This window comes from Simplicispira hankyongi (genome assembly GCF_003570885.1).
GTDB lineage: Bacteria > Pseudomonadota > Gammaproteobacteria > Burkholderiales > Burkholderiaceae_C > Simplicispira > Simplicispira hankyongi.
Window position 1 is genome coordinate 1,106,982 of the sequence record NZ_QXJC01000001.1, and the last position, 24,394, is coordinate 1,131,375.

23 protein-coding genes are annotated in these 24,394 nt (G+C 65.6%); 8 read left to right on the forward strand and 15 right to left on the reverse strand.

The window, feature by feature from the left end:
* Positions 1–71: 71 nt before the first annotated feature.
* Complete coding sequence (locus tag D3F03_RS05055) at positions 72–920, reverse strand: SirB1 family protein (RefSeq protein ID WP_119108203.1); 849 nt, start codon at positions 918–920, stop codon at positions 72–74.
* Positions 921–960: 40 nt separating this feature from the next.
* On the reverse strand, positions 961–2,526 hold the full coding sequence (murJ, locus tag D3F03_RS05060; protein WP_119108204.1) for a murein biosynthesis integral membrane protein MurJ: 1,566 nt from the start codon (positions 2,524–2,526) through the stop codon (positions 961–963).
* 117 nt (positions 2,527–2,643) lie between these two features.
* Between murJ and rpsT the strand changes: the two genes are divergently transcribed.
* A complete protein-coding gene (rpsT, locus tag D3F03_RS05065; RefSeq protein WP_119108205.1) occupies positions 2,644–2,943 on the forward strand; it encodes a 30S ribosomal protein S20 in 300 nt (99 codons plus the stop codon).
* A 298-nt stretch (positions 2,944–3,241) separates the two neighbouring features.
* On the opposite strand, the gene D3F03_RS05070 is transcribed toward rpsT, so the two are convergent.
* On the reverse strand, positions 3,242–3,568 hold the full coding sequence (locus D3F03_RS05070; protein WP_119108206.1) for a DUF3579 domain-containing protein: 327 nt from the start codon (positions 3,566–3,568) through the stop codon (positions 3,242–3,244).
* Positions 3,569–3,798: 230 nt separating this feature from the next.
* Here D3F03_RS05070 and D3F03_RS05075 point away from each other — a divergent pair, with 230 nt between their 5' ends.
* From D3F03_RS05075 to D3F03_RS05085, 3 genes are all read left to right on the forward strand, one after another.
* Positions 3,799–4,995, forward strand: a complete 1,197-nt coding sequence (locus D3F03_RS05075) for an aspartate aminotransferase family protein (protein ID WP_119108207.1) — start codon at positions 3,799–3,801, stop codon at positions 4,993–4,995.
* 20 nt (positions 4,996–5,015) lie between these two features.
* Positions 5,016–5,966: an ornithine carbamoyltransferase gene (argF, locus tag D3F03_RS05080; RefSeq protein ID WP_199665407.1), complete on the forward strand. Its 951-nt coding sequence runs from the start codon at positions 5,016–5,018 to the stop codon at positions 5,964–5,966.
* Positions 5,967–6,089: 123 nt separating this feature from the next.
* The gene (locus tag D3F03_RS05085) at positions 6,090–6,419 is read left to right on the forward strand and encodes a YkgJ family cysteine cluster protein (protein ID WP_119108209.1); all 330 of its coding nucleotides are present in this window, start codon (positions 6,090–6,092) and stop codon (positions 6,417–6,419) included.
* A 29-nt stretch (positions 6,420–6,448) separates the two neighbouring features.
* Here the strand turns inward: D3F03_RS05085 and D3F03_RS05090 are convergent, their stop codons facing one another.
* Entirely contained in the window at positions 6,449–7,435 is a 987-nt protein-coding gene (locus tag D3F03_RS05090; protein ID WP_119108210.1) for a quinone oxidoreductase family protein, read from the reverse strand.
* 80 nt (positions 7,436–7,515) lie between these two features.
* Between D3F03_RS05090 and D3F03_RS05095 the strand changes: the two genes are divergently transcribed.
* On the forward strand, positions 7,516–8,415 hold the full coding sequence (locus D3F03_RS05095; RefSeq protein WP_119108211.1) for a DMT family transporter: 900 nt from the start codon (positions 7,516–7,518) through the stop codon (positions 8,413–8,415).
* A gap of 182 nt (positions 8,416–8,597) precedes the next feature.
* Here the strand turns inward: D3F03_RS05095 and D3F03_RS05100 are convergent, their stop codons facing one another.
* From D3F03_RS05100 to D3F03_RS05110, 3 genes are all read right to left on the reverse strand, one after another.
* Entirely contained in the window at positions 8,598–11,237 is a 2,640-nt protein-coding gene (locus D3F03_RS05100) for a bifunctional diguanylate cyclase/phosphodiesterase (RefSeq protein ID WP_119108212.1), read from the reverse strand.
* Positions 11,234–12,316, reverse strand: a complete 1,083-nt coding sequence (locus tag D3F03_RS05105) for a TRAP transporter substrate-binding protein (RefSeq protein ID WP_119108586.1) — start codon at positions 12,314–12,316, stop codon at positions 11,234–11,236. Before D3F03_RS05105 ends, D3F03_RS05100 begins: the two co-directional genes overlap by 4 nt.
* A 123-nt stretch (positions 12,317–12,439) precedes the next feature.
* Positions 12,440–13,270, reverse strand: coding sequence for an SDR family oxidoreductase (locus tag D3F03_RS05110; protein WP_119108213.1), 831 nt, complete (start codon positions 13,268–13,270; stop codon positions 12,440–12,442).
* Between the two features lie 56 nt (positions 13,271–13,326).
* Here D3F03_RS05110 and D3F03_RS05115 point away from each other — a divergent pair, with 56 nt between their 5' ends.
* A complete protein-coding gene (locus D3F03_RS05115; RefSeq protein WP_119108214.1) occupies positions 13,327–13,932 on the forward strand; it encodes an SH3 domain-containing protein in 606 nt (201 codons plus the stop codon).
* A gap of 10 nt (positions 13,933–13,942) precedes the next feature.
* Positions 13,943–14,980 (forward strand): M48 family metalloprotease, encoded by a 1,038-nt coding sequence (locus tag D3F03_RS05120; protein WP_119108215.1) that lies wholly within the window; start codon positions 13,943–13,945, stop codon positions 14,978–14,980.
* Positions 14,981–14,984: 4 nt separating this feature from the next.
* Here the strand turns inward: D3F03_RS05120 and D3F03_RS05125 are convergent, their stop codons facing one another.
* Genes D3F03_RS05125 through D3F03_RS05160 form a run of 8 tightly spaced genes read right to left on the reverse strand, consistent with a single transcriptional unit; the run spans position 14,985 to position 23,517 of the window.
* Positions 14,985–15,914, reverse strand: a complete 930-nt coding sequence (locus tag D3F03_RS05125; RefSeq protein WP_119108216.1) for a DMT family transporter — start codon at positions 15,912–15,914, stop codon at positions 14,985–14,987.
* A gap of 7 nt (positions 15,915–15,921) precedes the next feature.
* Positions 15,922–16,347, reverse strand: a complete 426-nt coding sequence (locus D3F03_RS05130; protein WP_119108217.1) for an acyl-CoA thioesterase — start codon at positions 16,345–16,347, stop codon at positions 15,922–15,924.
* 10 nt (positions 16,348–16,357) lie between these two features.
* Positions 16,358–17,677: a DUF3422 family protein gene (locus tag D3F03_RS05135; protein ID WP_119108218.1), complete on the reverse strand. Its 1,320-nt coding sequence runs from the start codon at positions 17,675–17,677 to the stop codon at positions 16,358–16,360.
* A 26-nt stretch (positions 17,678–17,703) separates the two neighbouring features.
* Positions 17,704–19,404 (reverse strand): alpha,alpha-trehalase TreF, encoded by a 1,701-nt coding sequence (gene treF, locus D3F03_RS05140; protein WP_119108219.1) that lies wholly within the window; start codon positions 19,402–19,404, stop codon positions 17,704–17,706.
* Between the two features lie 40 nt (positions 19,405–19,444).
* Positions 19,445–21,268 carry a type IV pilus assembly ATPase TfpB gene (gene tfpB, locus D3F03_RS05145; protein WP_119108220.1) on the reverse strand — a complete coding sequence of 608 codons (1,824 nt, stop codon included), beginning with the start codon at positions 21,266–21,268 and terminating at the stop codon, positions 19,445–19,447.
* A gap of 34 nt (positions 21,269–21,302) precedes the next feature.
* Complete coding sequence (locus D3F03_RS05150; protein WP_119108587.1) at positions 21,303–22,076, reverse strand: class I SAM-dependent methyltransferase; 774 nt, start codon at positions 22,074–22,076, stop codon at positions 21,303–21,305.
* Between the two features lie 17 nt (positions 22,077–22,093).
* The gene (locus tag D3F03_RS05155) at positions 22,094–22,624 is read right to left on the reverse strand and encodes a DNA-deoxyinosine glycosylase (protein ID WP_119108221.1); all 531 of its coding nucleotides are present in this window, start codon (positions 22,622–22,624) and stop codon (positions 22,094–22,096) included.
* A 59-nt stretch (positions 22,625–22,683) separates the two neighbouring features.
* Entirely contained in the window at positions 22,684–23,517 is an 834-nt protein-coding gene (locus D3F03_RS05160) for a TatD family hydrolase (RefSeq protein ID WP_119108588.1), read from the reverse strand.
* 96 nt (positions 23,518–23,613) lie between these two features.
* On the opposite strand from D3F03_RS05160, the gene D3F03_RS05165 reads away from it, so the two are divergent.
* The gene (locus D3F03_RS05165) at positions 23,614–24,375 is read left to right on the forward strand and encodes a lipo-like protein (RefSeq protein ID WP_119108222.1); all 762 of its coding nucleotides are present in this window, start codon (positions 23,614–23,616) and stop codon (positions 24,373–24,375) included.
* Positions 24,376–24,394: the final 19 nt, after the last annotated feature.

The following is a 24,394-nucleotide window of genomic DNA, read 5'->3' on the forward strand; positions in this document are numbered from 1 at the left end:
AAGCCATGGTGGCGGTGGGTGGGTGGACGGGGTCAGCCGGCCATCTCGGCGCGAGCAGGTGGCGAATGGGGCTACCGTATGGCGCGGCGCAGCGTCTGCAGCCGGTCGGCCAGAATTTCAGTGTTGTCGTCGCCGCGCACATGGTGCAGATAGGTTTCCAGGTCTGCCACCGCCAAGGCTGCATGGCCGCACTCAGCATGCGCCAGGCCCCGGTCGCGCACCTCGTCCCAGGCGGCGGGCAGCAGCAGCACCAGCCGCTCCTGCACCGCCAGCAGGCGCTGCCAGTCGCTGCCCGCGCGGTGCACTTCCTTCAGGTTGCGCAGCATGCGCGCGATGATCTCGCGCGGCTGGGCTGCCTGCAGGTACAGGCCCAGGGGGGGTTCGGCGCCGTCGGGCAGGCCGCCGGGCTGAAACGGCGCCAGGCGCTCCAGCAGCTCCTCGCGCGAGAGCGATTCGCCGGTGAACGGGTCGATCAGCACCTGCCCGCGTGGCAGCAGCGCCTTGACCATGAAGTGGCCGGGAAAGGCCACGCCGCGCACGTGCAGGCCCAGGCTCTGTGCCAACTCCAGCCAGAGCACGGCCAGGCTGATGGGAATGCCCCGGCGCGTACGCAGCACGCTGTTGAGGTAGCTGTTCTCGGCGTCGTAGTAGTCGTTGACGTTGCCAGCAAAGCGCAGGTCGACAAAGAACAACTGGTTCAGCGCACGCAGGCGCTCCAGGGCCGGTGCATCGCGCGCCACGGTGCGCGCCAGCCGCGCCGCCAGTTGATCGACTTCGTCCAGCAGGGCCTGGACATCCAGCCCGGGGTACGCGTCCATGGCAAGGCTGGCGGCTGTCTCCAACAGGGGAAACTGCGCATCGCTTTGCACCAGCGAGGCGAAGTATTCCAACGGGGTGGGAAGTTCAAGGCTCAGGGGCATGCCGACATCCTAGCGGTTGGCCGCCAACGCTGCACGCAGGTCAGTGCCGCACAAGCGCGCCCACCCGCAGCCCGGCGAGCCACAGCACGCCGAAGTACAGCAGCGCTGCCGCCGCCATACAGGCAGCGAGCAGCGCCGCGCGTACGCCGTGCGCATCGCCCATGGCAATCCAGGAAAAGTGCGTGCTGAACCACGACAGCAGCGCCCCAAGCAGCAGGCTGGCCGCAAGCACCTGCGCACCCAGAAGCCGCCAGCCAGGTTCCGGCCGAAAGCTGCCGCGCCGCAGCAGACCCAGCAGCAGCCACCCCGCATTGACCAGTGCACCCAGACCAATCGACAGCGCCAGGCCCGCGTGCGCCATGCGCGGCACCAGCACCACATTGAGCAACTGGGTAATGACCAACACGGCAATGCCGATCTTCACCGGTGTGCGCACGTCCTGGCTGGCGTAGTAGCCGGGCGCCAGCACCTTGATCGCCACCAGCCCCAGCAGGCCGGCGCCGTAGCCTGAGAGCGCCACGGCAATCTGCACCACGTCGTCGGCTTTCAGTGCGCCGTGGTGGAACAAGGTGGCGACCAGCGGGGTGGCAAAGGTGAGCAGTGCCACGGCGCTGGGCACGGCCAGCAGCACGACGATGCGCAGGCCCCAGTCGAGCATGGACGAATAGCGCGCCGTATCGCCCGCAGCGCGCGCGGCGGTGAGCTGCGGCGTCAGCACCACGCCCAGCGCCACGCCCAGCAGCGCGGTGGGAAACTCCATCAAGCGGTCGGCATAGAACAGCCAGGTGACGCTGCCCGGCGCCAGGTACGAGGCAATCTGCGTATTGATGAGCAGCGAAAGCTGTGCCACGCCAACACCCAGGAGAATGGGGGCCATCAATTGCAGCACCCGGCGCACGCCGGGGTCGCGCGCCGCGTCGCGCAGCTGCGCCCAGTGCATGCCAATGCGCGGCAGCAGATCGAGCCGCAGCAACGCCGGTATTTGCACGCCCAACTGCAACGCCCCGCCCAGCACCACACCACCGGCCATCGCATAGATGGGCTCGATGCCCCAGCGGCGAAACAATGGTGCGCCGAACCAGGCGGCGCCGATCATGGCGATATTGAGCAGCACCGGCGAGACGGCCGGCACGGCAAAGTGCTTCCAGGTGTTCAGAATGCCGGCCGACAGCGCCACCAGCGACATGAAGCCGATGTAGGGAAACATCCAGCGCGTCATGACCACCGCAGCGGCGTACCCCTCGGGGCTCTGGCGCAGGCCGCTGGCCAGCGCCCACACCAGCAGCGGCGCCCCGAACACACCGAGCATGCAGGTGACCAACAGCGCCCAGAACAGCACCGTGGCGACGCTGGCAATCAGCACACGGGTGGTCGCATCGCCCTGCTGCGCGCGCGTCGTCGCCAGCACCGGCACAAACGCCTGGCTGAAAGCGCCTTCGGCAAACAATCGCCGGAACAGGTTGGGGATGCGAAAGGCGACATTGAACGCGTCGGTCAGCGCATTGGCGCCGAAAATGGACGCCATGAGTAGGTCACGCACCAAGCCCGTGACGCGGGACGCCAGGGTGAGCAACGAAACGGTGGAGGCGGATTTGAGCAGAGACACAGGCTGCGAAGTGTATGCGCTGGCTCTGGCTGGAGCGTGGAAACAGCTGGTAAAACGCCCGCAGGCTATAATGGCGGGCTTCGCTGGCAACATCCTCAGACCCTAGGAATATTTACCATGGCATCCACCAAGCCCAAGAAAAAGAACCCGCGCCTCGCGTCGGGCCGCAAACGCGTCCGTCAAGGCACCAAACTCAACGCAGCCAACACCTCGCTGCGCTCCAAATACCGCACGGCGGTCAAGAACGTTGAAAAAGCCGTTCTCGCCGGCGACAAGGTCAAGGCCACCGAACTCTTCGGCAAGATGCAAGCTGTGGTCGACACCATTGCCGACAAGGGCATCTTCCACAAGAACAAGGCCGCTCGCGACAAGAGCCGCCTGTCCACCAAGGTGAAAGCCTTGGCACTCGCCGCCTGATCCACTTCAGGCAAACAGCCCGGGTGGCCCAGCCGCCCGCCGTTTGACACGGGTGCGCTGCCAGCAAAGCAAAAAAGCCGTCGCAAGACGGCTTTTTTGTTGGGTGAAACCCAAGCGCGCGACGCGCGCCTTTGCTGGCACCCTGCTGCTTTGGGGACAGACCTGACGCGGCGAGAGCCGTGGCAGCTCTGTCCTCGACATTTCAATGGTGCAGCGCGCCTTTGCTGGCACCCCGCTGCTTTGGGGGCAGGCCTGGCACAAGCCGTGGCAGCTCTGCCTTCTGCCTCTCAAGGGATGCTCAACGCTTCTTCTCCACCGGCATATCCGGCAGCAAACACGCCTCTGCCACCTGCAACTCGTTGTCGCGCGCGAAGTGCATGACGAAATCCCAGGCCATGGGCTCGTAATCGCGCAGCTTCTCGTTCACCACCACGCATTTGATGCCATTGATGACCTTGGGAATACACCAGGGCGAATAGCTCAAGTGGCTTCCAGGCTGTACGCCACCTGGCCGAAAACTGCTCATCACGCCAGCCAGGCGCTCGGCCCAATCGCTCGGACGGAAAGTCTTGCCAGCGGACGTGATGCCCTGGATGAAAACTTCTTTGGAGGACGGTATGGCCATCGGCAGGAGAGTGGTTCAATCGGCAGCAAAATACTTGCTGCGCCGCAGCAGGAATTCTAACTCTTATATAAGAGCTGGCCTACCTTTTTCAGGCACGCGCTGGCCATCAGCCCAAAACATGGCATTACTGTGATGCGCAATCGTCAACAGGTCAGCGCCGCATCCGCCCTAGAATTGCCTCTCGATTTTGCGCGCCACCCTGGCGCCATGCCTGCCCTGGAGAACCCCGCATGACTGCATTGATTGAGGCTGCCTCACCCCACGTGATGAACACCTATGGCCGCGTGCCGATCGCGCTGGAGCGCGGCCAGGGCTGCCGCGTGTGGGACGTGAACGGTAAGGAATACCTCGACGCCTTGGCCGGCATTGCCGTCAACACGCTGGGCCACAACCATCCGCAACTCGTGCCGGCGCTGTGCGACCAGATCGGCAAGCTGATCCACACCTCCAACTATTACCACATCCCTGGCCAGGAGCAGCTGGCCGCCAAGCTGGTGCAGCTCTCGGGCATGAGCAAGGTGTTTTTCTGCAATTCAGGGCTGGAGGCCAACGAGGCCGCGCTCAAGATTGCCCGCAAGTACGGGGTAGACCGAGGCATCGCCAAGCCGCAGATCGTCGTGTACGAGAAGGCCTTCCATGGCCGCTCGATTGCCACCATGTCGGCCACCGGCAACCCGAAGATCCACAGCGGCTTCGGCCCACTGGTCGAGGGCTTCATCCGCGTGCCAATCAACGATATCGCCGCCATCAAGGCCGCTACCGAAGGCAACCCGAATGTCGTCGCCGTGTTCTTCGAGACGATTCAGGGCGAAGGCGGCGTACACCCCATGCGCGTGGAATATCTGCAGCAGTTGCGCCAGTTGTGCGATGAGCGCGAGTGGCTGATGATGATCGACGAAGTGCAGTGCGGCATGGGCCGCACCGGCAAGTGGTTTGCCCACCAATGGGCCGGTATCGTGCCCGACGTGATGCCGCTGGCCAAAGGCCTGGGCTCGGGCGTGCCCATCGGCGCCGTGGTCACCGGCCCGAAGGCGGCCGACGTGCTGCAACCGGGCAACCATGGCACCACCTTTGGTGGCAACCCGCTGGCCATGCGCGCGGGCAACGAGACCATTCGCATCATGGAAGAAGACGGCCTGTTGGCCAACGCAGCCGGTGTGGGTGCCCACCTGATGGCTGCGCTGCAGCGCGAGCTGGGGAGCTTGCCGGGTGTGAAGGAGATTCGCGGCCAGGGCCTGATGATCGGCGTCGAGCTGGCCAAGCCCTGTGGCGCATTGGTAGCGCGCGCCGCCGAGGCCGGGCTGCTGATCAGCGTGACGGCGGAGAAGGTGATCCGCATCGTGCCAGCGCTTATCCTCACCCCCGACGAAGCCGACGAAATCGCCACCCGGCTTGCCCCGCTGGTGCAAGCCCTGCTGGCCGAATGAAGCGCACTGCGCCTGATGCCATGAAACACTATCTCCAATTCAACGACCTGGACGCCAACGAGTACGCGTACCTCTTCGAGCGCGCCGCGCTGATCAAGAAGAAATTCAAGTCCTACGAAAAACACCACCCGCTGGTGGACCGCACGCTGGCCATGATTTTCGAAAAGGCCAGCACGCGCACCCGTGTGAGCTTCGAAGCCGGCATGTACCAGATGGGTGGCAGCGTCGTGCACCTGACCACCGGCGACAGCCAGCTCGGCCGCGCCGAGCCCATTGAGGACAGTGCCAAGGTCATCAGCCGCATGGTCGACCTGGTGATGATCCGCACCTTTGAGCAGACCAAGATCGAGCGCTTTGCCGAACATTCGCGTGTACCCGTCATCAACGGCCTGACCAACGAGTTTCACCCCTGCCAGATCCTGGCCGACATCTTCACCTTTCTTGAGCACCGCGGCACGAATTCGGAAGGCAAGCCCGACCTGGCTTGCCTGGCCGGCAAGACGGTGGCCTGGGTAGGCGACGGCAACAACATGGCCAACACCTGGCTGCAGGCCGCCGAGCTGCTGGGCTTCAAAGTCCATGTCAGCACTCCACGTGGCTATGAAGTCGATGAGAAATTGGCCGTTGGCGCAGGTGGAGCAAGCGCTGACAGCTATCAATTTTTTAGCAACCCATTGGATGCTTGCCGGGGCGTCGACTTGGTCACCACCGATGTCTGGACCAGCATGGGCTACGAGGCCGAGAACGAAACCCGCAGAAAAGCCTTTGCCGACTGGTGCGTGGACGAAGACATGATGGCCGCCGCCCGCCCCGACGCCCTGTTCATGCACTGCCTGCCCGCCCACCGCGGCGAGGAAGTCACCGCCGAAGTCATAGACGGCCCCCAATCCGTCGTCTGGGACGAGGCAGAAAACAGGATGCACGTGCAGAAGGCACTCATGGAGTACCTTCTGCTCGGTCGGATTGCATGAAATGCAAGCCGATGGCGCGCCAGCGCCAGCAGCCTGTTTCGGCGCAGGCTCCTATCCGCGCAGCGGATGTGAAGCAGCCGCAGGCTGTGTGCCGACGCCCAAATCGCCCCGTCCGGAAATTAATTGGAATCTGACCCCAATTCTTTGCACCCTTGCCTGAGCTGCGGTGCCTGCTGCGCTGGCTTTCGGGTGGACTTCGCCGTGCAGGAGCGCAGCGACCAGGGCGGCTGCGTGCCCGAGGGGCTGACGGTGGAGGTCACCAGCACCATCAGCCGCATGCGTGGCACCGACCACGCGCTGCCCCGCTGTGCTGCGCTGACAGGCGTGGTGGGAAAGCACGCCGCCTGCGGCATTTACGAATGGCGGCCGTCGCCCTGCCGGGAATTTGCCGCCGGCTCCGAGGCCTGCGAGCGCGCGCGGCTGCGGCGCGGCCTGGCGCCCTATCCCTGGTGACCCGTGCGGGCGCCTGTGCCCGCGCCAGCTCAGTCGAGCGTCAGAATGGTGCAACCTGTGGTCTTGCGCGCTTCCAGATCGCGGTGCGCCTGTTGCACTTCACGCAGCGGGTAGCGCTGGTCGATGTGGATCTTGACCTGACCGCTTTCCACCACGGCAAACAGATCGTCGGCCATGGCCTGCGTGGCCTCGCGCGTGGCCATGTGCACGAACAGGGTCTGGCGCGTGACATACAGGCCGCCACGCGCGCCCAGCGACGCGGGCGCGAACGGCGGCACCGGGCCGGAGGCATTGCCGAAGCTTGCCATCAGGCCAAAGGGGCGCAGGCAGTCGAGCGACTTTTCCCAGGTGTCTTTGCCCACCGAGTCGTACACCACCTTGACGCCCTTGCCACCGGTGATCTCTTTCACGCGCGCGGCGAAGTCCTCGGTGCGGTAGTTGATGGCGTGCGCCGCACCATTGGCAAGCGCCAGCTGGCACTTGGCGTCGGACCCGGCCGTGGCAATCAGCTCCAGACCGAGCGCACGGGCCCACTGGCAGGCAATCAGGCCAACCCCCCCCGCAGCGGCGTGGAACAGCACAGCGTCGCCACGGTGCAGGCCTTCGACCGGCAACGTCTTCTTGAGCAGGTACTGCGCCGTCATGCCCTTGAGCATCATCGCGGCACCGGTCTCGAAGCTGATCGCATCGGGCAGGCGACAGACGCAGCGCGCCGGCATCACGCGCTCGGTGCTGTAGCTGCCCGGCGGGTTGCTGGCATAGGCGACGCGGTCGCCCACGCGCAGGTGCGCCACGCCCTCCCCCACGGCCTCAACAACACCTGAGGCTTCCATGCCCAGCGTGAGTGGCATGGCGCTGGGGTACAGACCGGTGCGCTGGTAGACGTCGATGAAGTTCAGGCCGATGGCGCGGTGGCTGATGCGCACTTCGCCCGGCCCAGGGTCGCCCACCTGAATGTCGACCAACTGCATTTCTTCCGGACCGCCGTTCTGGCGAATCTGTATGGCAAGGCTCATGGTATCTCCTGAAGGGTGCTCAAAACCCTTGATCGTGCCATGTTTGCACGCGCACTGCAGGCGGCCGCTACAGTGTCGGCATGCAAGAAAAACTCAGCGCCCGCACCGCCATACTCCTGGGCCTTGCGCCGCTGCTGTGGGCAGGCAACGCCGTTGTGGGCCGCGTGGTGCACGACATGGTGCCGCCTCTGACCCTTAACTTTCTGCGCTGGCTGCTGGCCTTCATCATCCTGCTGCCGCTGGCACACGGTGTGCTGCGGCGTGGCAGCGGCCTTTGGCCGCACTGGCGGCGCTACGCCTTGCTGGGCCTGCTGGGCATCGGGCTCTACAACGCGTTGCAATACCAGGCGCTGCAGACCTCCATGCCGATCAACGTCACCTTGGTGGGCTCCAGCATGCCGGTGTGGATGCTTGCCGTAGGGGCGCTGTTTTTTGGCGCGCGCGTTACATCACAGCAGTTGCTGGGTGCTGCGTTCTCGATGGCGGGCGTCCTCACGGTGCTCAGTCGAGGGCAGTGGAGTGAGTTGCTCGCGCTGCGGCTGGTACCGGGCGACTTGTACATGCTGCTGGCAACCATTGCCTGGGCGTTCTACAGCTGGCTGCTGGTGAAAACCAGCGAACCCACCCGATTGCGTGGCGACTGGGCGGCGTTCCTGATGGCGCAGTTGGTCTTCGGGCTGGGCTGGTCCGGCCTGCTGGCCGGCAGCGAGTGGGCCAGCGGCCGCACCGCCATCGATTGGGGCTGGCCGCTGGCGGCGGCGCTGGTCTTTATCGCGGTGGGCCCCGCTGTGGTGGCCTACCGCTGCTGGGGCATCGGGGTGCAACGCGCCGGACCGGCGGTAGCGGGTTTTTTTTCCAACCTCACACCGCTATTTGCCGCACTGCTCTCGGCCGCATTTCTCGGCCAGGCGCCCCATGCCTACCATGCCGCAGCCTTTGCGCTGATTGTGGGCGGCATCCTGGTGTCTTCGCGCCGCTGAGCACTGCTGAATTTTGCTTAAGGCGATGCTGAATAAGTCACCGCGATGACGCGCGCCGTGCATCGGGATGGGATGCCAGGCGCAAACCGCAGCCATAGCCGCAGCTATGGCGAGGATTTGCAACGCCGCAGACCGCCCGAGGCACGGATGCGGGGCGCGTGAGGGACTTGCTCAGCATTGCCTTAAGGCGGCGGCAGCAAGGCCAGCAAATCAGTGATCGGCATGGGCTGGCCCAGCAAATAGCCCTGGTAAAAGCTGCAGCCATAGTGGCGCAGCAAGGCGCGTTGCTCTTCGGTCTCAACCCCCTCCGCAATCACCTCAAGCTCCAGGTTGTGGGCCATGCCGATGATGGTTTGCACGATCACTTCGTCGGTCGGACGCGTTCCCAGGTTGCGCACAAACGACTGGTCGATTTTGAGCTGGTGCAGCGGCAGACGCGTGAGGTAGGCGAGCGATGAATAGCCCGTACCAAAGTCATCCACCGAGAACCGGATGCCACGGGTACGCAGTTGGAGCATGCGGGCAACGGTTTCCTCCACGTTGTCCAGCACCAGCGATTCCGTGAGTTCCAGTGTCAGCAGATGGGCGCGGGCACCCAGGCGAGCCACCTCGCTGAGCACCTGATCGACAAACCCTGCATGGCGGAACTGGCGGGCGCTCACATTGACCGACAGTTGCAGCTTTTCGCAGCGTGGGTCTTGCTGCCACTGGGCCAACTGCACACAGGCCGTGCGCAGCACCCAGTTGCCGATCAACACGATGAGATCGCTTTCTTCAGCAGCCGCAATAAAGGCGGCGGGCGGCACCAGTCCACGCTCTGGGTGTTGCCAGCGCAGCAGTGCCTCGGCGCCCACCATGCTGCCATCGTACGCAAACTGAGGCTGGTAATAAAGCAGGAACTCGGCATTGCGCAGCGCCGATTTCAGGTCGGTTTCCAATTGCGCCCGGTTGCTGATCGCCGTTTGCATTTGCGGGTCGAAAAAGCACAGCCCATTGCCATGGCGTGCCTTGACCTGGTACATCGCGATATCCGCCTGGCGCAGAAGTTCGGCTGCCGCCTGGGGCACCTGACCAAACAGCGTGGCGCCCAGGCTGGCAGTGATCTGGTGTGCATGCTCCCCCAACGCATAAGGCTGCTCAAGACTGCACAACAGCTTTTCAGACACACGCTGGGCCTGGGCAGCGGCCTCCACCGCAGCACCAGAGAGGTCATTGAGCATGATCACGAATTCGTCTCCGCCCAGGCGCGCGACGGTATCTGCGCCCCGCACGCCATCGCGCAGCCGACGCGCCACCTGCTGCAGCAAGGCATCACCCATGTCATGCCCCAGCGTATCGTTAATGGTCTTGAACTGGTCCAGGTCCAGAAACAGCAGCGCACCGAGTTGACTGGAGCGCTGCGCACGCTCGGTCGCCTGGCCCAAACGGTCCAGCAGCAGGCGGCGGTTGGGAAGCCCGGTCAGTGGATCGTAGAACGCAAGCGTCTCGATTTCGGCCTGCGCACGCAGCACGTCGGTCACGTCGCTGTAGGTGATCACCATGCCGCCGTCGGGCGTGCGGTGCTCCATGATTTGGAGCGTCCTGCCATTGGGCAAGACCTGCTCATGCGGCCCAACCGAGTTCTTTTGTGCCGCCAGGCGTTTGTCTATCCAGGCGCTGCGTTCGGCTTCGCTCGCCTGCGGCAGGTGGTGCGATACGGTCGCCTCAAGCACCTTGCGGAACGGCAGTTGCGGCGCCATGACACCGGCAATCCAGGGAAATATTTCGTCGAAGCGCTGATTCCAATGCACCACCCGGTGCTCGCTGTCGAGCAACACGAAGCCGCTGGTCATGGCTTCGAGTGCCTGGTCGAGCTGCACTTTCGACTCTGCAAGCGCGTGGCGTGCCTGGCCAATGCGGTGCAGGTGCGCGGTAAACATATAGGCGGCAGCCAGGCACATCAGCGCAAATACGGCACTGACGACCGCCACGGCCTGGGCGTCATCACGCCAGGATTCCAACGCAGCACGCTCGGACAGGCTGGCGGATATCCACAGGTCGTCGTAGATCAGCGAGCGCGCCACCACCCGGCCCGGGGCACCGGTCAGCCGTGTCGGCATGTCCCAGGTCGGCGGCGCGGCGGGCACTTGCCGCAATGGCGCCAGCGCAGGCGCAGCAGCACCGCTGGCGGGCAGGGTGAACATACGCCTGCCGTCTCCCATTTCAAGAACGACCTCCAGACCCGGAATCTGCGCGTCCTGCGCCAGCACCGAGGCCAGCATGGCAACGGGCACTTCGGCGACGGCCACTAACCGCTCGCCGCTGCGCGTATGCAGATGGCGTGCCAGGAATATGACGTCCTCCGAACTGGCGAAACTGCGGACCGGGCCGCTGAGCACCACCACAGCCACGGCCGGCGCCAGCGCCTGTTGCACAAAACCCTCGGGCAGTTGCAACTGCACCCTTGCCCCACGTGGATCGGAGGAGGCCAGCACCTGCCCCTTGGCATCGAGCACGGCCAACAGCCGCACGCTCAGATTGGGCCGCGTGGTGCGCGCCAGCATGGCGCTGGCGGCCTCGGGGGGCACGCCATTGGTGGTAGCGTCGTCCAAGCCAAGCACCTCACCCACACTGGCGAGCAAGATGTCGACGCCCAAAAATGCCCGATTGAGTGCCGCCTGGGCACCAGAGACGTAGCGGACCAGCTCGTGATCGGCTACTTCAAGCGCCGTGTTGCGGGTGGAGAGAATCTGCGCCGCCGCGACCAACAAGATCGCGCTGGCAAAAAAAACCACCACCGCCCAGACGGCCGACTGCGCACGTGCGGGCAGCGCCGGCTTCATGGCGAGTGCGCCGCCAGACCGGATACCCGACCAATGGTTTGGGACCAGACCTGCGCGCACTGCGGGCCACAGCGTTGCAGCCAACGGGGCAACACGGCACTGGTGAAGATTTCCCGGCTGCGCACGGTATCGGCCGCGCTTGCGGGCACGATGCGCATCTTGCCCGGCCGGCCGACCACACAACCGGGTTTGCCACTGTTGCAGACCAGCCCCTGGGCGGTATCACGCTCGGATTCGGCCCAGACCGCCGCTTCAAGTTTCGGCAATTCCCTGCGCAGCAAGTCCTGCAAATCCATCGGCAAGGCCTGCCAGGCTGCCTGGTTGGCGCCAAAAATAGCCATGCCCCAATTCAGCGGCAAGGCATACAAATGGGTTGTCAATTCCGGTAGTCCGATGGTATTGCCCGACAGGGTGCCGGTGATCGCACAATCGAGCGCCCCGGCTTCAAAACGCGGCACAAGCTGCGCAAAGGCCGTGTGCACCGGCTCGGCCCCCAGGGCTTCGACAAAATCTGCCTGTCCTACCGACGATACCCGCACGCGCCAGCCTTTCAAGTCGCTCAGACTGGCAATCGGTTTCTTGCAAAACAGCATTTGCGCCGGATAGACGTAGATGGCAAGGGCTTCTATCCCCTGCTCTTCGCGCAGCGCGCGCTCCAGATACGGCCGAAACGCGGCAAGATGGGTCCGCAGCGTTGGCATGTCCGGATTCAAACCCACCAGATCAGGGGCCGCGTACTGCGGAAACGTGCCAACGAGAGAGCTCATGAGCACGGTGCCAAACGGCACCACGCCCAGCTGCAAGAACCGCAGCATGTCGGCGCCCGGAAGGCCAGCGCGGTCAAACGGCACGATGTTGGCGCGGTACTTGCCCGCGCTCAAGCGCTCAAGCTCGCGCGACCAGAAGGGTTCTTCGAGTTTGGTGTACTGACTGGTGCCAGCCAACCCGCCCACCACACGCAGCGTCATCACAGGCCGGGTGGCAGTGGCGGCCGCGGCCTGCTGGGCCGATGCCCCCCGCGCCCACAGCAAGCCCTGGCACAGCACCAGCAGCAAGCAGAGTATTCGCAGAGGGCGCATGGGATGGGACAAGAGGCTCTCCACTTGCATTTCAAAGACATCGAAGGTGCACATTGGGCTCCAGCATCGGGCCATTCTGCACCACTGGCGGCTCCTGTCCAGACAGGTGGACGGTGGTTTTTTTCAGAACGCCCCGGGGTACGCGCCCCCATCCACCAGCACGTTTTGTCCGGTCAGATAGCCCGCATGCACGCTGCACAGGAAGGCACAGATAGCGCCGAACTCGTCTGCCTGGCCAAAGCGCCCTGCGGGAATGCTGGCGCGCTGTGCCTGGCGCACCTCCTCTGTTGTTTTGCCGCTGCGCGCGGCGGCGCCGGCAAAGGTGGCGGCCAGCCGGTCGGTATCGAACTTGCCCGGCAGCAGGTTGTTGATGGTGACGCCATGCGCCGCCAGCGGGCTGCGCGCCACACCGGCCACAAAGCCCGTGAGCCCGCTGCGTGCGCCATTGGACAGGCCCAGAATATCAATGGGCGCCTTCACGGCGCTCGACGTGATGTTGACGATGCGGCCAAAGCCGCGCTCGGCCATGCCATCCACGGCAGCGCGGATCAGCGCGATGGGGGCCAGCATGTTCGCGTCCAGGGCGGCGATCCAGGCGTCCCGGTCCCAATCGCGGAAATCACCCGGCGGCGGGCCGCCCGCATTGGTGACGACGATATCGAAATCCTTCCCCGGCCCGCCGGGGACCGAGAGCGCAGCCTCGCGGCCTGCCTCGGTGGTGATGTCCGCAGCCACCGTCAGCACCGAAATATTCGAGGGTTTTTGGCCTCCACCGCTTATACCGTCTCGATATTCAGCTTTCAATTCAATAGCAACCTGTTGCAAGGTGGGCGCCCCCCTTGCATTGATCACCAGGTTGACGCCTTCGCGTGCCAGTGCCCGCGCGCAGCCCAGACCAAGACCCTTGCTCGCGCCACACACCAAGGCCCATTTGCCGGCAATACCCAAATCCATAACAATCCCCTCGCTCCACCATCCGTGGCGCCAACGCATGATAAGGGGACTGTTTGATGAAACCCGGACCGATCTCGCGCGCCCTGCTGGCGGCAGCCATTGCGGGCGCTGCACTGGCCTTGCCAGCCCACGCCCAGCAGGACGCCTCCGTGATCCAGCGCGCCACCGAGCTGCGCGACGCACCCGGCACCACCGGCGCCAGCCTGGGCGCATTGGCGGCTGACAGCCCGGTGGAGCGCACCGGTGAACGCAAGGGCTCATGGATCAAGGTGCGCACGCCGCAGGGCACTGTCGGCTGGGTGCCCATGTTTGACGTGGGCACGCGCGCCAGCGCGGCGCCCGCATCCGGCAATGCCGCGACCAACGGCTTGCGCAGCCTGGGCAGTCTGTTTGGCGGCAACACGGGCACGACCACGGCCACCTCCACCGCGGGCATCCGGGGGCTGGATGCCGAGGACATTGCCAATGCGCAGCCCAATCCTGCCGCCGTCACTCAGGCAGAGCAGCAGCGCGTGAATGCAGAACAGGCCAGGCGTTTCGCCGGTGCCGCCTCACTGCAGGCGCACCAGGTCGCGGCATTGCCTGAGCCCGCGCCTCCCGCCTCCACATCGGCGCCTGCTGGCCGCATCAGCCCGATGAACGAAAACATCAGTCCCAACTGAAGGGGGTGCCATGCACACGATTCAAATTCCACGTGCCGCGCTCCAGCCCATGATCCGGGCGGCGATCGCCTGCGCCGCCCTGGCGCTGATGCCTGCCCTGGTCCAGGCGCAGGATGTGATGAACCTGCTCAACTCGCTGGGCAGCCGGGCGGGAAGCGCATCGCCAGGCAACCTGCTGGGTACTTTGACGGGCAACAACGCTGCCCCTGCCGCCAGCCAGGGCGACGACCTGATGGGCCTGCTCAGCCGCTCGGTGGAGACCATCGACGAGCCGCATGAAATCGACATCGGCCGCCAGCTCGCCGCGGTGCTGCTGGGCAGCAAGCCGCTCTACCCCGATGAGCGGCTGCAGCGCTATGTCAACCGACTGGGCCGCTGGATCAGCCTGCAGTCCGAGCGCCCCAACCTGCCCTGGACCTTCGTGGTGCTGGACGACACCGGCTACAACGCCTTTGCGGCGCCGGGCGGCTATGTGTTCGTCACCAAGGGGCTGATCGACCGCTGCGCCGACGAATCCGAGCTCGCCGGCATCCTGGCCCATGAAATCACCCACGTCACCCAACGCCACCATTTGCAGGCCATGCGCAAGACAGCGCAATCGGGCATGCTGACGCAACTCGTGGCCTCGCAGATTCACACCAATGGCGTGGGCAATCTGGTGGCGTCGCAAATCCTGGCGCTCGGGCGCAACCTGTATGCGCGCGGCCTGGACCAAAGCGACGAGTTCGAAGCCGACCGCCGCGGCGTGGCCCTGGCCGCGCGCAGCGGTTTCGACCCCTACGGCCTTCCCGCTGCACTGCAGGTGCTGCGCGCCGCAGCGCCAGGCAACCCCCAGTTCACGTTGGCGCTGGCGACACACCCGCCAGCCGAGCAGCGCTTGGACCAGCTCCAGCAGGCCATGGGCAACCGGCTCGATGGCCTGAGCGGCGCCGCGCCGGTCACCATTGCGCAGCGCCTGCAAGGGGGCGCCAGCGCCGCGCCGGCAGTGGCCGCTGCCGTGGCTCCGGCAACCGACGCCAAGCCGGCCAAACGGCACAAGAAGAAATAGCGGCTCAGCTTGCGGGCGCGCGCGAGGCACGCGAGAACACGAAAATGCCGCAGATCACCAGCACCGTCCCCAGCGCCACGCCAGCGGTGAACGGCTCGCCCAGCAGCCACACGCCCATGAGGATGGTCGCCATCGGTCCCACCATGCCGGTCTGCGCGGCGGCACTGGCGCCTATGCGCTCGATGGCCATCATCACCATCAGCACCGGCACCGCCGTGCACAGCGTGGCATTGAGCACCGAGAGCCACACCACCTGCGGCGCCACCAGCGCCGCACTCAGGGGGCGCAGCACCACGAACTGCAGCAGGCACAGCAAGCAGGCCACCGTCGTCGCCAGGCCCACCAGCCGCAGCGACCCCAGGCGCTTGACCAGCTCGCCGCTGTAGACCAGGTACACCGCGTAGCTGACCGCGCTGCCCAGCACCAGGAGCGCGCCCCACGCCGTTCCCGTGCCCTGGTGCACCGCCTCCTGGCCAAACACCAGCACCACGCCGCTGTAGCTCACCGCCATGCCGAGCAACTGGCCTGCGCGCACACCGCGCCCATACAGCACCCGCCCCATCAGCAGCACCACGGTCGGGTTGAGGTACAGAATCAAGCGCTCCAGACTGGCGGTGATGTACGCAAGGCCAGCGAAATCGAGAAAACTCGCCAGGTAGTAGCCCGAGAACCCCAGGCCCAGCACGCCCAGCCAGTCGCTGCGGGTCAGCGCGGCCTTGCCGCGGCTCGCCCACCAGGCCATGGTGGCAAACAGCGGCAGCGCGAACAGCATGCGGTACATGATGAGCGTGACCGCGTCCACGCCGTAGCGGTAGGCCAGCTTGACGATGATGGCCTTGCCGCTAAAGGCAACCGCACCGAACAGCGCAAGGGTCAGCCCAATTGCTCTGTCTTTGGTAGCTGCTTGCGCAGATGGGATAAGCGCTTCGGGCATATTTTGCTTAAATTTTCAAGCGCTCGACAAACGCGGCCGGAACGCGCGCCACCGCGCGGCTTTGCTTGTCCACAAACACCACCCCAATCTTGCCGCGGGCCACTTCGCGCTGGCTGCTGCGCTCGGTCATGCAGAACACCAGGTCGAAGCCGTACTTGTTGAAGTCGGTCGGCAGCATTTGCACGCGCAGCGTCTCGCCGTGAAAGCCCTCGGATTTGTACTGCGCGACGATGTCGCCGACCACGATGGACAAGCCTTCCACACCGGCCTCCCGATAACCGAGCGACTGGAAAAAGCGCACGCGCGCCTCGGAGACCAGCGTGAGCAGTTGCGCGTTGTCCAGGTGGCCACCCTGGTTGACGTGGCTGATGTAGATCTGCATCTCGGTCTCGAAACTGAAATGCGCGGGAAGCTCGAAAACAATGCGTGGCATGGGAAGGAAATCAGTGGTTGGCGTGGAACATGCGCTGGTGCATGCGCCGCAGCGACCACCAGACCGAGAGGGCGACCACAGGGATCGCCAGCGCCGCCGTGATTTCGGGAGACAGCGGCCAGCCGATCTTTTCCCCGCCCTTGGCCAGGTAGCTCACCAAGCCGACGATGTAGTAGGTGATGGCCGCCACCGACAGGCCTTCGACCGTGGCCTGCAGGCGCAGTTGCAGGTCCTGGCGCTGGTTCATGCTCGCCAGCAGTGCCTGGCTGCTTTGCTGCTGCTCGATTTCCACCCGCGTGCGCAGCAGGTTGCTGATGCGCGAGACACGGCGCGAGAGTGCCTCCTGCCGGCGCGCGGCCCAATCGCAGGTAGCGCGCGCGGGCGAGAGGCGCCGGTCCATGAACTCGGCAATCGTCTGCATGCCGGCCAGACGCGACTCCCCAATGTCGGCAATGCGCCGGTCCACCAGCTCGAAATACGCGCTGCTGGCAGAAAAGCGCGAATGCGTGGCGGCAAACTGGCTCTCGACCTGGCCTGCCAGGCGGGTGAGGCGGTCGAGCAGGCCGGCCTCGGCGCTGCTGTCGGCGCTGCGAATGGCGTCGGCCAGCGCCGCCAGTTCGCTCTCGGCGCTGGCCAGCTCGCGGGCGGCATCGCGCGCTGCCGGCAGGCCCAGCAGGGCGGCCATGCGGTAGGTTTCAATCTCCAGCAGGCGCTGCACCAATCGGCCAACGCGGCGCGGCGTCATGCCGCCCACCAGCAGCACCATGCGCGAGCTGCCGTCGGCGTGGATGGCAAAGTCGGTGTACACCTCGCCGTGCCCACCCGCCACGGTGGAGGCGACCAGCGTGTCTTCGTGCAGCACCTGGCCGACCAGGCTGGCGTCGCTGGCGAACTCGCGCGTCTGCAGCGCCCACAGGTTCATGCTGCACAGGCACTGGCCGGGAAGGCCGGCAAGCCAATCGCGCGGCACGGCGGCCCCAGCGCCCAGCGGCTCACGCTCGCCAAAGCCCTGCATCTGCAGCGGCACGGTGAAGGTCCAGGCGACGAACTCGGTATGCAGTTCCCATCGGATCCGAAACGCACCCAGGTCGAGCCGCAAGTGGGTGGTGTGCGCGTCGGGCTGGGGTGCGTGGTGGTCGCGCAGGAGCGCGGCCAGGTGCACGCGGCTGGCTTCACGGCCTGCTTCATCCGCCAGCATGACGATGTGCAGGCAGGCCACCGGTGCCGTGATGGGCTCGGGTGGGCGGGCATGGATTTCGTTGTGCAACTGCGCGCGCAGCGGGTGCTGCGCGGGGCCGGCGGCCTCGGGCTTGCGAAGGGGAGCATTCATCGTTCAGGTCGCCAGGGTGGTTGGGTTCAATTTTTCGAGCTGCCTGCATATGCCGCGGCGTGCGCATGGGCACGCGCGCCGTGCGCTGCATGTTCCAGATGCTCGGCCAGCAAAGCGCGGGTGACGCCATTGGTCCAGCCAAAGCCGTCCTGCAAGGGGTATTCTCCGCCGCCGCCACCATGCGCCTCGCCGCACGGCAGCTCGCGCAGGGCGTACTTTTCCACCAGCTTGCCCTCGGCCTCGTAAACCTCGGCGACGGTGGTGAGCCAGCGGTGGGCGATGTCCTGCGCCAATGCGCCGTGTCCGTATGCGCTCAAACCGCGTATGCCCATCCATTGCAGCGGCGCCCAGCCGTTGGGGCGGTCCCATTGCTGGTCGCTGGCGCATTCCGTGGTCGCCAGCCCGCCTGGGGCCAGCAGGCGGGCGCGCACCGTGTTCGCCATGGCGTCGGCCTGTGCTTGCTCGGCCAGGCCGACGAACAGCGGCGTCAGGCTGGCGGCGGTGAGACAGCTTCGGCGCTCGCCCTTGCGCCAGTCGTAGTCGAAGAAAGCGCCCTGCCCGGCATCCCAGCACAGCGAGAGCACCGCTTCGCGCCGCGCCTTTGCAAGCGCGGCATAGGACTCGCCCGCTGCCGCATCGCCCGCGCCATGGGACAGCACCGACAGCGTGGTTTCCAGTTTGTAGAGGAAAGCATTGAGGTCCACCGGCAGGATATCGGTGGTGCAGATAGCCGCCAATGTGGCGGCCGAAGCTGCGCGCACGTGGGTGCTTGAATGGTCCTGCGGTCCGAGCACAGCCTCTTCGGTCAGCCAGCGGCTGCTGAAGTCCCAGCCCGATTCGGCCGCGGCGCGCAAATTGCGGTAAACGTCCTGCGGCTCGCGCTGACCGGCGTGCGCAGTGGCCACGTCTTCCAGCCAGGACTCTTCGCGCGGCGTATCGCGATCGTCCCAATAGCGGTTGAGTAGCACGCCGCCGGGCAGCCGCACCACGCGGCGCGCGGCCTGGCCATGGGCCAGTTCGTGCGCGCCGGCCATCCAGTACGCGTGCTCCTGCTGCAACTGGCCAATATGGTCCGCCGGGCTGGCCACGCCGTACTGGCCGGCGAGCTCCAGCATCAGCGCAAACACCGGCGGCTGCGAGCGACTCAGGTAGTAGCTGCGCGTGCCGTTGGGCACAAACCCATAGGTGTCGATCAGGTAGGAAAAATTCGCCACCATGTCGCCCAGCAGCTCGCTGCGTCCGCTGGCGGCCAGGCCGACCATGGTGAAGTAGGAATCCCAGTAATAAAGCTCGCCAAAGCGCCCGCCTGGGACAACGTAGGGCTGCGGCAACTGCAAGGCCGAAGACCGCGCGGCGTGCTTGCGTGGGTGGCGGGTGAGCACGCTCCACAGCGCGTCGATATGCCCACACAGACTTTGGCCCGGCACCGATGCGTACTCGGACTTGGCAAGCTTGCTGATTTTGAAATACCGGTGCACGAAGGCGGCAAGGTCGAAATCGGGCTTGCGGTGCTGGGCGCGGTAGGCCTCGAGGATGGCTGCCGGATCGGCGCGCGGCGCGCAATCGACAAAGGTTTTGCTGTCGCCAAACACACCGCCGCTTTGCACGGCAACAAACAGCTCCTGGTAGCGGTCGGCGGGCGAGAGCCGGTCAGGGGCCGGCGCCTTCGCTGCCTGGCGTTGGCGCTGGTTGCGCGAGGGCGCCTTGTGGAGGGTCTTGGCCTTCATGGCAGGGTGGTGACACGCTCTGGCCTGCCCTGCAGCCGCATCATTTGAGCTCCAGCGGCGGGGTGGCGGAGAGCACTTCCTCCAGCGTGGTCAGGCCCTCGGCCACGCGCAGCGCACCAGCAAGGCGCAACGGGCGCATGCCATCGTTGACGGCCTGGCGGCGCAGGGCGGAAATCGATGGCTCCTTGTTCAGTTCGTGCTTGAACTTGTCGGTCACGCTGAGCAGTTCGTACAGGCCCATGCGCCCCCTGAAACCCGTCATGCGGCAATCCACACAGCCCACCGGCTTGAACGGCCGGTAGTCGCCCGAGAGCTTCCAGGGCTTGACGGCTTCGGCCAGGGCCTCCTGCGAGGCGGCTTCGTCGGGCTGCTTGCACTGCTTGCACAGCGTGCGCACCAGGCGCTGCGCCAGCACACCCAGCAGCGTGGCGTGGATCAGGTAGCTGGGAACCCCCAGTTCCATCAAGCGCGTGATGGCGCTGGGCGCATCGTTCGTGTGCAGGGTGGAGAACACCAGGTGCCCGGTGAGCGCCGCCTGCACCGCCATGTCGGCCGTGGGCAGGTCGCGGATTTCACCCACCATGATGATGTCCGGGTCCTGGCGCATCAGGGCGCGCACACCTTCCGAGAAACTGAAATCGAGCTGTGGCTGCACCTGTGTCTGGTTGAAGCTGGGTTCGATCATTTCGATCGGGTCTTCCACCGTGCTGACGTTGACCGCCTCCGTGGCCACGCGCTTGAGCGTGGAATACAGCGTGGTCGTCTTGCCCGAACCCGTGGGCCCCGTCACCAGAATCACACCGTGCGGGCGCTTGATGAGCTCTTCCCAGCGTTTGGCGTCGTGGGGCGTAAAGCCCAGGGCGTCGAGGTCTTTCACCGCCGTATCGGGGTCGAAGATGCGCATCACCATCTTCTCGCCAAAGGCAGTGGGCAGCGTCGCCAGGCGCATTTCGACTTCGTCGCCGCGCTGGTTGCGCGTCTTGATGCGGCCATCCTGCGGGCGGCGCTTTTCCACCACGTCCATGCGCCCGAGCAGCTTGACGCGTGCGACCATGGCGCTCATGACCCCCAGCGGCATCTGGTAGACCGGGTGCAGCACGCCGTCGATACGAAAGCGGATCACGCCCTGCTCGCGCCGGGGTTCGAGGTGGATGTCGCTGGCGCGCTGGTCAAAGGCGTACTGCCAGAGCCAGTCGACCACCTTGACCACGCCCTGGTCGTTGGCGTCGAGCTGCTTGTTGCTTTTGCCCAGTTCGACCAGTTGCTCGAAGTTGCTGGTGGCAGACTGCCCGCCCGACTTTTGCGCGGCCCGCACCGACTTGGCCAGGGCAAAAAACTCGACCGTATAGCGCTGGATATCCAGCGGATTGGTCAGCACGCGGCGCACCGGGCGGCGCGCCTGGCGCTCGACTTCGCCCACCCAGTCGGTAATGAAGGGTTCGGCCGTGGCCACGACCACTTCCTTGAGGGTCACCTGCACCGGCAGCACCTTGTGCCGCTCGGCGTAGCTGGCGCTCATGGTGTCGGCCACCTTGCCCACGTCCACCTTGAGCGGATCAATGCGCAGGTAGTCGAGCCCCACGCGCTGGGCCAGGTACTGCGTGAGCATTTCGATATCGAGCGGCTTGCCGTCGCTGGCACGCGACATGGCCACGCTGTCGAGGCGCACCAGCGGGTGCTGGCTGCTCTCGGCCTGCGAACACCGCGCAATGGTGCGCGCGGCCTCCTCTTCGCTGATCACGCCATCGGCGCGCAGCCACTCGACAATGCGCCGCCACTGCAGCGGGCCGGCGGGGCGGTCCGCCTTGGCGGCGTGCGTGGGAGTGTGGGTGGCAGCGTGCGTAGCGGCGTGCGTAGAGGTCATGGCCGTATTTTGCGGCAGGTCAGGCGGTGGTTCGTTACAGCCGCACCGGCCGCAGCCCGCGCACCCAACGCGCCGTCGGCAGGCCCCAGCGCTGCTGTACGTCGGCGCAGCGCTCGGCCTGCTCGCCGCGCTTGAAGCGCGTGGGCGTGCGCTGGGCCAGCACCACGGTGTTGCCCTCGCGCGTGGGCTTGAACGCCCAGAGCGCATCTTCGCCAAAAGCCAAAGCCATCTTCTCCAGGCTCTGCACAAAACTCGATCCGCGGCCAAACAGGTTGACGGTCATGCTGCCATCCTCGGTCAGCAGCGCGCGGCAGTCGGCGTAGAAGGCTTCGCTGTCGAGCACAGGGGCCGCAGCGTTGTCGTCGTACAAATCGACGGCCAGCCCATCCACCGTGCCCTGCCACATTGGGTTTTTGATCTCCTCGCCCGCATCGGCCAGCACCACGCGCAGCTTGGGGCCGTCAGGTGGCAGCTTGAACCAGGCGCGGCACACGGCCAGCACCTGCGGATTGAGCTCGATGGCGGTGGTGCACAGGCGCAATTTCTTGTGGCAAAACTTGGTGATGGCCCCGGCCCCCAGGCCAAGCTGCATGGCGTGGCGCTCGCGCACGCTGGCCGGGTCAATGAACAGCAGCCAGGCCATCATGCGCTGGATGTATTCGAGTTCCAGGTCGAAGGGCGCGGCCATGCGCATGGAGCCCTGAATCCAGGGCGTCCCCAGGTGCAGGTGGCGCACATCGCCATCGTCGGAGACGCTGACTTCGGGCAGTGGGGAAGGGGCGGCGGAGCGGGATCGGGTGGAAACCATCAGGCAAAAATAGTAGATCAGATCAGGCCGTGGGCGGCAAACACGCTGGCCCAGGCCGCGCATTTGCGCTCAAAGCTCCAGGCGGCGTGGGCCGGACTGGTGGAAGGAAGGCGGTAGCTGGCCATTGTCGGCTTCTCGCGGCCCAGCCCGGCAAGCGCCGATTGCACTACCGCCGCATGCCGCGCACTCTCGCCACCATTGTGGGCGATGGCGGCCAGGCGCGGGCACAGCGCCGCAAGGCGGGAGAAATCGTTGCGCTGGCCGTGGCGGATCGCCGCGTCCAGGCTGCCGCTGCGTTCGCAGGCGGCGTACACATCCCACAGGCCCAGGCCCCGCGCCAGCAGCCAGGCGCAGCGCCCGGCGTAGTCGTGCGCGCCGGGCTGCGGGTGCTGCGGCCACAGCGCGGCCAACAGGGGCCAGAACTGGTTGCGCGGGTGGGCGTAGTACTGCTGGGACTGCAACGAGGCGACGCTGGGAAAGCTGCCCAGCACCAGCAGCACGGTGCCTGGCCCGACGACCGGCGCCAGGCCGGTGTGCAGCTGAGGCATGGGGCTTGGCGTATTTTTTGCTACTCTATTAATAGCTGCTAACGCTTTACTCATAAGCGCTATAGGCCATTTTTCATTAAATTTTCCAGCTTAGGCAAGGCCGCTTGCGCATTGCGGCAAGTTTGCTCGGCCAGCGCCTGGGCTGTCTCGCCGCGAAGCTGGGCCAGCAATTGGGCAATGCGCGGCAGCTCGCCCGGCTCGTTGCGCGCCTGGGGCGCGCCAGCGTCGCGCTCGGCGGCGCTGCGGTAGAGCCAGTGCGGCGGAATATCGGGCGCGTCGGTCTCCATCACGATGGCTTCGGGCGGCAGCGCCTGGGCCAGTCGGCGCACCTGCAGCGCACGGTCAAACGTGAGCGTGCCGCCAAAACCGAGCTTGAATCCCATGCCAACCAAGCGTCGGGCCTGCTGTGCGCTCCCATTGAAGGCATGGGCAATGCCACCCGGCACCGGCACCTCACGCAGCGCCTTGAGCACGCGGTCCACCGAGCGGCGCACATGCAGCAGCACGGGCAAATCAAAGCGCCGTGCCAGGCGCAGTTGCGCGCGCAGCAGGGCCTCCTGGTGGTCGGCATCGAGTTCGGGCACGAAGTAGTCGAGCCCGATTTCGCCCACTGCCACCAGCGCCGGGTCGCGCTGACCCGCGTCCAGCACGCATTCGAGCGCCTGCAGATCGGCCTCGCCCGCACCGGGCGAGCACAGCGGGTGGATCCCCAGCGCGTAGCTGTCGCCGTAGCGATGCGCCAGACCCCGTACCGCTTCGAAGTTGTGCACGTCCACCGCCGGAATCACGATGTGGCCGACACCGCGCTCGCGGGCACGCTGGCGCACAGCATCGACGTCATGCGCGAACTCACGCGCGTCCAGGTGGCAGTGGGTGTCGATCCAGAGGGGCATCGCAAACATCATGCCGCAAGTGCCTGCAGCAGCTCCCTGGGCATGCTGCTTTGGCGTACTCTCCGAGCGCATGTACCCTGTGTACACCCGATCACCATGTTTCACAGCCTTCTACTTTCCCTTGGGCGAGCGCTGGCACGCTATCTGTCGCAGCCGCACACCAGCATCCAGACCGGCATGCCCACGGACCGCGCAGCGCTCGCACAACAACTGCAACCGGGCGACGTGCTGCTCATAGAAGGCAACAGCCGTGTCTCCACCGTCATCAAGTACTTCACACAGTCCACCTGGTCGCATGCGGCATTCTTTGTCGGCCCGCAACTCGGCGGGTTCAACGCGCTCGGTGAGCCGTATCTGCTCATCGAGGCGGACATGCTTGACGGTGTCTGCAAACGCCCTTTGTCGCATTACTACACCTACCCGACGCGTATCTGCCGTCCCATCGGCCTGAGTGCTACCGACCTGCAGCAAGTGCTGATGGAAATCACCAGCAAGCTGGGGGCGCAGTACGACCTACGGAATGTCTTCGACCTGGCACGCTACTTTTTGCCGGCCCTGCCAGTGCACGGGCTTTGGCGCCGGCGCCTGCTGGCCCTGGGCAGTGGCGACCCAACGCGTGCCATTTGTTCTTCGCTGATTGCCGAGGCGTTTCAAAGCGTTGGCTACCCCTTGCTGCCCACCATCACCGTGGATCGCCAGGAAGACCCGGAACGCCACCACGCGGTGACCGAGACCATTTTCCATATCCACGACCGCCGGCTGTTTGCGCCTCGCGATTTCGATGTCTCACCCTATTTCGAGATTGTCAAACCCACACTGACCGAGGATTTTGATTTCCACCAGATCCATTGGGGGTAGCCACCAGCACGATTGAAGG